This window comes from Moorena sp. SIO3H5 (assembly GCF_010692395.1).
Taxonomy (GTDB): domain Bacteria; phylum Cyanobacteriota; class Cyanobacteriia; order Cyanobacteriales; family Coleofasciculaceae; genus Moorena.
In genome coordinates this window covers 1-8,180 of record NZ_JAAHHS010000347.1, presented here as the reverse complement: position 1 = coordinate 8,180, position 8,180 = coordinate 1, and the positions used below count along the sequence as shown (strand labels likewise).

Sequence of the window (8,180 nt, the reverse complement as noted above, 5' to 3'; positions counted from 1 at the left end):
ATGGGACTGAGTTTGGCTGATGCGGTTGAGCTTGGATGGCTTGACTTTAAGCATAGTAAAACTCGGGCTTTCAAGGAACTCCTTGCCGGGATGCAAGGAGCGCCCAGATAGATGAGTGGGAGGCTTAACTCCAATTGCTGCATGACCACTCCTCACTCGGGCAACAATAGAATGCACCTTGACCGTTTTATCCGGTTTTATCCAGATTTATGACGGTTTAAGAGTATCCCGAATATTCTAATTACTATTAAATATGTAGTTGCGTAGTTTGTCAAGTCCAAAATGGGATTAATTAGGTTACGAGTTCGAGAATTAGCGGCAGAGAAGGGTTGGACCTTGAAAGAACTTTCCGACCGTTCCGGAGTAACCTATAGCACTGTGGCTAGTTATGCCCGACGTGACGCCATGAGTATGACGGACTTTACAGCAATTCTGAAGCTAGCTCGCGCTTTTGATGTTATGGTTGAAGATTTGGTAGAGGTTATTGAAGAGTAGGGAGATGGGGAGATGGGGAGATGGGGTGATGGGGCGTAAGAACGAAATGCTCTACAAACATTGACCAGGGGCGGGTTGATGTCTGAGATTACTAACAAACTAAACCCGCCCAGACAGATTAAATCGCAAATTTACCAATTAGTAAGTTGCTGTTAACCCAAGTCTAAATCCGTTACTGCTCCGACACTACTCGAAGAGACTAAGGTGGCATACTTAGCCAATACCCCTGTGGTATAACGGGGTTTGGGTGGTTGCCAACTAGCGCGCCGTTGCTCTAATTCTTGATCGGACAGATTTAGTTGTAAGGAACGCTGATGGGCATCAATGGTAATCATATCCCCTTCTTGGACTAATGCGATCGCACCTCCAACTGCTGCTTCTGGTGCCACATGACCGACTACCATGCCATAAGTACCGCCAGAAAATCGTCCATCGGTAATTAATCCCACGGAATCACCTAACCCAGCACCAATAATGGCTGAGGTGGGAGCCAGCATTTCCCGCATACCTGGACCACCCTTTGGTCCTTCATAGCGCACCACAATCACATCACCAGACTTGATATTACCGGCCAGAATCGCATCTAAACAGGCTTCTTCTGATTCAAATACTCGTGCTGGACCGGTGATTTGAGGATTTTTTACTCCAGTAATCTTTGCTACTGAGCCTTCTGTGGCTAGATTACCTTTCAGAATCGCTAAGTGTCCTTGAGCATACATAGGATTATCCCAAGGACGAATTACATCTTGGTCAGCAGGGGGTTGATCAGGTACATCTGCTAACACTTCCGCTATCGTTTGGCCGGAAATAGTCAAGGCATCCCCATGGAGCAAATCATTGACTAACAGCATTTTCATGACTTGGGGAATCCCCCCGGCGCGGTGCAAATTCACAGTGACATAGCGACCACTGGGTTTCAGGTCACACAGCACTGGTACTTTAGCCCGCATGGTTTCAAAGTCATCAATGGATAACTCTACTCCAGCAGCATGGGCGATCCCTAACAGATGCAAGACGGAGTTGGTAGAGCCACCTACTGCCATAATTACTGCGATCGCATTCTCAAAAGCCTTACGTGTTAAAATATCCCTTGGTAGTATTTGCTGGCGAATTGCTTCGACCAACACAAACGCAGATTTTTCAGCACTATCAGCTTTTTCAGCATCTTCCGCCGCCATGGTAGAAGAATAGGGCAAACTCATCCCCATTGCCTCAAAAGCAGAGGACATAGTATTAGCGGTAAACATGCCGCCACAAGAACCAGCACCAGGGCAAGCGTTCAGTTCCACCGCCTTGAGTTTAGCGTCATCAATCTTGCCAGCACTGTGTTTCCCAACCGCTTCAAAGGCACTAACTACCGTTAAATCTTCACCATCGAGATGTCCTGGTTTAATCGTGCCACCATAAACGAAAATTGCTGGGATATTCATCCTGGCAATAGCAATCATCGCTCCTGGCATATTCTTATCGCAGCCGCCAATTGCCAAAACCCCATCCATACTTTGGCCATTACAAGCGGTCTCAATGGAATCAGCAATTACTTCTCGGGATACCAGGGAATATTTCATCCCTTCCGTTCCCATGGAAATCCCGTCACTAATGGTAATGGTACCGAACATCTGAGCCATAGCACCAGCACTTGTCAATCCCGCCTCTGCTCGTTTGGCCAAATCATTTAACCCCACATTGCACGGAGTAATAGTGCTGTAGCCATTAGCAAGACCAACAATGGGCTTAGTAAAATCGTCATCACTGAAACCAACAGCCCTCAGCATGGCTCGGTTAGGCGCTCGCTGAACACCTTGGGTAACCACTTGGCTTCTCAAATTCTCCGGCATGGATAATGTTCCCCTCAAAGGTTAGAGTCTCTATCAGAGATTTTAGATTTAGCTATCAAATTTAGCTATCATAACTCCCTCTTGCCTATTGCTTCTTGCCTCTTGCCTCTTGCCTCTTGCCTCTTGCCTCTTGCCTCTTGTCTACTCCCTAATATTTCATTGTCTGACCAAGACATGATTACACTATCATTGCGCTTTTTGCTGGCACTTTGGCAAATAAAGCTAGCATATTCTAGCAATAATAATTCATATTAGATGCCATATAGCAGAACCACGTAGCTGATTAGTTGTCAAGATTAAAGGAATCATGATGGATGGGGCAGAATTATTGAAGCGATATGCTGCTGGAGAACGGGACTTTCCAGAAGCTAATCTAGAGGGAGTATCTTTGGCGGGAGTAAACCTTAGCCAAGCTAACCTACGACGTGCTAATCTCAGCCAGAGTTGTCTCAAGGGCGCTATCCTTAAAGGTGTCAATCTGCGAGAAGCGAATTTATCTGGTGCAAATCTACAGGGAAGTGACCTATGTGAAGCCAACCTCATTGTTAGTAACCTCAGTCAAGCAAATCTAGCCAAGGCTAACTTGAGTAATGCCAATCTACGCAGTTGCCGCCTGATTGGAGTCAATCTTAGTAAAGCTAATCTGAGTGAAGCAATTCTGAGTGAGGCAATTCTCCAGGATGCTAACTTGAGTCAGGCAAAACTAATTAGCACATCCTTAAACCGAGCCAAGCTTTCCCAAGCCCTCTTGGACGGAGCGATTTTAGAGGGAGCATCCCTCAACAATTGTATTCTGATCGAAGCTAATCTGATTGGTGCAAATTTGTCCCATACCCTGCTCAGTGGAGCCAACTTGACTAAGGCCAATCTCAATCAAGCAGACTTGAGTGGTGCCATAGCAAGTGGCTGCACCATGAGAAACACTATCCTAACGGATGCGAATCTCAGAGGAGCAAGGATGAGTTGGACAATTCTCCATGGTGCTAATCTCACTAAGGCTAATTTATACCGAGCTAACCTGTGTTGGTCGAATCTTACCGAGGCAATATTGATTGAAGCTATTTTAATTGATGCTAACCTCAACCAGGCTAACCTGCGTGATGCTAAACTTAGCAAAGCGATCATGCCAAGTGGCAGTCAGCATCAATAGTTGAACAGTTGAAGCCAGATTTTGATCAGCCCAATCACGACCGAATCTCAAAGTCTAGTAGGATATCGAGCAATTATACTCAGCCGCTCCGATTGCTTCAGGGCTGGATATAGCATTTGTATTTGAGATGTAAACTCAGAAGGTCTTTTTTATTTTCCTATAAAACTCTGGAGCTCTTGCCCCTCTTGCATGCATGCCTCTTGCCTCTTGCCTTTTTCAAAAATCGATGAATTTACAACCTAAATATAAAGGCGGCTATAGGAAACTGACATTGACCTAAAATTTCCTAAAACTTAATCAGCTTTTGCTCAGTCAAACTGTCCTCCCAGGGTTTAGTATTACATTCGGTGAATAATTAGCTGGAAGTTCCTATAATTTTATGTCCCTTGCACCTCTGTCTGAGGCTTTTGAGACTAATCGCTTTGAAAGTATTAGTTTAATTGCTACCGATATTGATGGCACCCTAACTCTGAGTGGCAAATTTACTTCCTCCTTATTCCATGCCATAGAAGAATTGGCCAAGACAGGAATCCAAGTATTGCTGATTACTGGTCGTTCCGCTGGCTGGGTCAATGGTCTGAAAACTTATCTGCCGGTGATCGGAGCGATCGCAGAAAATGGCGGTATATATTTCCCCAAAGATAGTGAAATCCCAGAAATTTTAACCCCTATTGAAGATTTAACCCAGCATCGCCAGAGTCTCAATCACACCTTTCAAGTCCTAAAAGCTCAATTTCCCCAGCTACAAGAATCTGTGGATAACCGCTTTCGGTTGACGGATTGGGCATTTGATGTTAAAGGACTAGCCTCTGTCCAATTACAAACCCTGGCAGAACTCTGTCAACAACAGGGTTGGGGCTTCACTTACAGTACAGTTCAGTGCCATATTAAGCCAATCGAGCAAGATAAAGGAACAGGCTTGCTGCAAGTGTTAACCAGACACTTTCCCCAACTCAAACCAGAGGAAATTATGACCGTTGGTGACAGTCCTAATGATGAGTCTATGTTTGATACCAGCAAGTTTCCTTTATCAGTAGGAGTGGCTAATGTCTTAGACTACACTAGTTATTTGACTCATCAGCCAGCTTATGTGACTTATGCTAAAGAATCTGAAGGCTTTTGCGAGTTAGCACAATTGTTACTACTTAAAACCTTTACTGGATAATTGCTTTATTGGTAATTGGTAATTAGTAATTAGTAATTAGTAATTGGTAATTGGTAATTGGTAATTAGTAATTGGTAATTACTAATTGGTAACCATACATCATATCAGTGTTTAATTTGGTGATAGTGTTTCCACTTGATTTTTCAAACAAGCACCGTGTTTAACAAAGACTTTCAGCCAGCTAGTTTGTTGTTCACGATTAATTTGGAAACGCTATACTTTAACATTGTCTTTATTTTTGTTAAATAAACTTTAATAAATCTTTACGCAATTCTAATGAATCACGTTTATCATGTTTATAAATAAAACAAACACTAAATAAGTGAGGGCAATTCAAGAGAATCTGTTTGCAGAAAATGGTGAAGATGGTGAAGATGGGCAAGATGAAACTGGCGGAGATTTTACTCATCGCTTGGAACCTCCGCGATGTTCCTGACCTCCTCTGACAAAATTTTATTTTTCTGACAATGGGATGCACCTACTAAAATTACCAATTACCCATTACTCATTACTGATTACTCATTATTCCCTAGCCATTACCTATTATTCAGTTTTTTTTGTTGTAAATATACCGAATAATTGATATTTGCTATTAGTTTTCATGGAGTGCTCTACAGCTTTTTTAAAGCTTTCACAATTAATTGTTGGATTTAACGCCACAATTAAAAATTGACTTAAAGGGATTATATAAATATTTTTTTAGGTATCAGAGGAAAAAGCTTTGCTGATAAACACTCCAAGATTCAACAAAACATCGGTTGAGCGCTTAGTCAATTTTTGGGCAAATCGCTATGTACCAGATTTATCAATTATCGCTACAAATAATGATGTTTTAAAAATTTCTGATTTGCTAGACGTTGCTTCTAGAAAGGGGCGCACTCAAACAGTTACCAAGTTACACCGTTTAATCCAAATTAACTGTGAGTGTGCGGGAATAAAAACAGATGCTATGTTCTCGTATATTCCTAATGTGGTTAATTTGACCGAGGCTAAGCGAATTGCTGAACTTGTTTGCTCGGTTTATGACAAGGTACTGGAAATTTACCAGGAGCAATCGCCGAATCCTAGTTTAATGGCAGCAATACGACTAGGAGAGACAATTAATTTCTTCACAGATTTATCTAGCCCGTGGACAATGGTAGCGCTAGAATTGCCAGCCATAGAAAAGCTAGCCACCTCTCTCGAACCTGTATTGCGGCAAATGCGGGAGCAACATATATCAGCAAAAGACCGTAGAGCCATTGGTTTTGTTACCACACAGTTTCACTTCAGCACTAAATTAGTACTCAATCGGCTGACATTGCCAGAACAAATCTTGCTCAGTCCCTACTTTAAGTTTGTGGAGGAGCAAGTTTCTATCCCCTGGCAACGAATCTGTAATGCAGCGGCTTTGCATGATTTTAACTCACCTACCTTAGCATTAGTGGAGCAACTCTTACCTGCTAGTCAGGATATTGCTCAGACTGTTTACCAACGCACAGGGGAATTGCAATCTGGTCATTTTAGCCGTCGGGGAGGGCTGGACGATCCAGGAATAAAGACTTCGACTATCAGAGATTTAGAAATGTTCCAGGGTTACCTATGGCTATGTGCTTTGGAAGGGAATATGACATCAATAGAACAGGAACTGTTGCCGTTGTGTTTACTGGTATTTCCTAGCGTAGACGTAAGTTGGAAACTGGCGGAAAAAATGTTGCAGTTGCTGGTAGATGAAATAAAGGCTCGTGTAGAGTCAGATCAGATGTACCTGTTGCTTCCTTATACTCAAAAACTGCTGGAGTTATTCTCTGAGCTGGACGAGAAGGCGTTATGATATCATCTAGCAGTTCTCAATTGGTTGAGATAATTTCCTCCGAGGAAGAATTGATTCCCCCTGGTGGTGTTATAATGGTGTCGTAAATGATTTAAGCATTATGGAAACCGTAGACCAGAAACGGGCAGTTGAAATCTTGTCGGAGCGCCTGGGTAAAACCCAGGACTATCTTTGACATTGCTGCTCTCAATGCCAAAATTCAAGATTTAGAGCAGCTGGCAGCTCAACCGGATTTTTGGGACGATCAAAAGTCAGCTCAACAGATCCTTCAACAACTCAACGACCTAAAATCTAACCTCCAACGATATAAACAGTGGCAATCCAGTTTGGAAGACACTAAAGCGATATTGGAGTTGCTAGAACTAGAAACCGATGAGGCACTGCTTGCAGAAGCTCAAACCAACTTGACTCAGCTGAATAAAGAACTCGATCGCTGGGAGTTGGAACAGCTGTTATCTGGTACCTACGACGCATTAGGTGCTGTCCTCACCATCAATGCGGGGGCTGGTGGAACCGATGCCCAAGATTGGGCTGAAATATTACTGCGCATGTACACCCGTTGGGCAGAGAACCATGGTTATAAAGCCCACCTAGCGGAAATTTCCCCAGGGGATGAAGCTGGGATTAAGTCTGCCACTCTGGAAATAGACGGACTCCGCGCCTATGGTTACCTGAAAGCCGAGAAAGGTACTCATCGACTGGTTAGAATTTCCCCGTTTAATGCTAACGGTAAGCGACAGACTAGTTTTGCTGGAGTAGAAGTGATGCCTGCGGTGGATAATACCGTTGAGCTGGAAATCCCCGAGAAGGATTTAGAAATTACCACCTCCCGTGCTGGTGGTAAGGGAGGGCAAAACGTCAATAAGGTAGAAACTGCCGTGCGGATTGTCCATATTCCTACCGGCCTGGCTGTGCGCTGTACTCAGGAGCGTTCTCAATTGCAAAACAAAGAAAAAGCCTTAGTACTGCTGAAAGCTAAGCTACTCGTGATTGCTGAGGAGCAACGAGCTCAAGAAATTGCCGAAATTAGAGGGGACATGGTGGAAGCAGCTTGGGGAAACCAAATTCGAAATTATGTGTTTCATCCTTACCAGATGGTGAAAGACCTGCGCACTAGTGTGGAAACCACAGCAGTTAATGATGTCGTTGATGGTAATATTGACTTATTCATTGAAGCGTATCTGCGTCAAGAAAATCAGTTAACTAACTAATCACTAATGACCTATCATTAGTGATAGTCAAAGTTGGTTGATTATTACTGATAAATGGTCAGTGGTCAAGTTTGAAATAAGCAGTAAAAATTGTTAAGTCTGCTGTTACATTAAAATCAGCAAATCAATTATTACGTAGAGTACTTGTGTTCGATGAGCAACCCACCTTCACCGACCGAAGAACCAGAACAAGGTCTGGATACAACTACAGCCCCAGCCGATAGCGGTTCAAGTGAGCCCAAGCCTAGTTACACCAAGTTAGCCATGCGCAATATGGTGCGTAAGGGAGGTAAATCCCTGAGGCACTTTTTCCTCACCGTTTCTGGTTTATTGGCCTTAATGGTGGGTCTTGCCTACCTAACCCGTTAGTTAAAGAGTTTGTTAAGTTCGTTAAACTTACTTTTGACGGCTATCTCAAAGAAGAGAGCAAGCGTAAAGGAACAGTAAGCATAGTGGTAGACCCATGTTTAAGGAAGCCGAGACCTAGCCAATCGGCAACGGAAGAGGA

7 protein-coding genes are annotated in these 8,180 nt (G+C 43.3%); 6 read left to right on the top strand and 1 reads right to left on the bottom strand.

The window, feature by feature from the left end; genetic code table 11:
* Positions 1–282 precede the first annotated feature (282 nt).
* Positions 283–495: a helix-turn-helix transcriptional regulator gene (locus F6K52_RS27680; protein ID WP_070391668.1), complete on the top strand. Its 213-nt coding sequence runs from the start codon at positions 283–285 to the stop codon at positions 493–495.
* Positions 496–647: 152 nt separating this feature from the next.
* Here F6K52_RS27680 and ilvD read toward each other — a convergent pair whose 3' ends face one another.
* Positions 648–2,333 (bottom strand): dihydroxy-acid dehydratase, encoded by a 1,686-nt coding sequence (gene ilvD / locus F6K52_RS27675; RefSeq protein ID WP_293085997.1) that lies wholly within the window; start codon positions 2,331–2,333, stop codon positions 648–650.
* Positions 2,334–2,640: 307 nt separating this feature from the next.
* Here ilvD and F6K52_RS27670 point away from each other — a divergent pair, with 307 nt between their 5' ends.
* The 5 genes from F6K52_RS27670 to F6K52_RS27650 all read left to right on the top strand — a co-directional run bounded on the left by F6K52_RS27670 (position 2,641) and on the right by F6K52_RS27650 (position 8,041).
* Positions 2,641–3,483 (top strand): pentapeptide repeat-containing protein, encoded by an 843-nt coding sequence (locus F6K52_RS27670; protein WP_364420012.1) that lies wholly within the window; start codon positions 2,641–2,643, stop codon positions 3,481–3,483.
* A gap of 379 nt (positions 3,484–3,862) precedes the next feature.
* The gene (locus F6K52_RS27665) at positions 3,863–4,648 is read left to right on the top strand and encodes an HAD family hydrolase (RefSeq protein ID WP_293085994.1); all 786 of its coding nucleotides are present in this window, start codon (positions 3,863–3,865) and stop codon (positions 4,646–4,648) included.
* Positions 4,649–5,369: 721 nt separating this feature from the next.
* Positions 5,370–6,461: a hypothetical protein gene (locus F6K52_RS27660; RefSeq protein ID WP_293085991.1), complete on the top strand. Its 1,092-nt coding sequence runs from the start codon at positions 5,370–5,372 to the stop codon at positions 6,459–6,461.
* Positions 6,462–6,561: 100 nt separating this feature from the next.
* A protein-coding gene (gene prfB, locus F6K52_RS27655) for a peptide chain release factor 2 (protein ID WP_293085987.1) occupies positions 6,562–7,672 on the top strand; the annotation gives its coding sequence in 2 pieces (ribosomal slippage) (positions 6,562–6,633 and positions 6,635–7,672; 1,110 coding nt in all).
* A gap of 153 nt (positions 7,673–7,825) precedes the next feature.
* A complete protein-coding gene (locus F6K52_RS27650; protein WP_293085984.1) occupies positions 7,826–8,041 on the top strand; it encodes a DUF3285 domain-containing protein in 216 nt (71 codons plus the stop codon).
* Positions 8,042–8,180 lie beyond the last annotated feature (139 nt).

Bases quoted from the DNA above. Each gene is read 5' to 3' on its own strand.
- F6K52_RS27680 (WP_070391668.1), top strand. From the start codon at position 283: ATGGGATTAATTAGGTTACGAGTTCGAGAATTAGCGGCAGAGAAGGGT.
- ilvD (WP_293085997.1), bottom strand. From the start codon at position 2,333: ATGCCGGAGAATTTGAGAAGCCAAGTGGTTACCCAAGGTGTTCAGCGA.
- F6K52_RS27670 (WP_364420012.1), top strand. From the start codon at position 2,641: ATGATGGATGGGGCAGAATTATTGAAGCGATATGCTGCTGGAGAACGG.
- F6K52_RS27665 (WP_293085994.1), top strand. From the start codon at position 3,863: ATGTCCCTTGCACCTCTGTCTGAGGCTTTTGAGACTAATCGCTTTGAA.
- F6K52_RS27650 (WP_293085984.1), top strand. From the start codon at position 7,826: ATGAGCAACCCACCTTCACCGACCGAAGAACCAGAACAAGGTCTGGAT.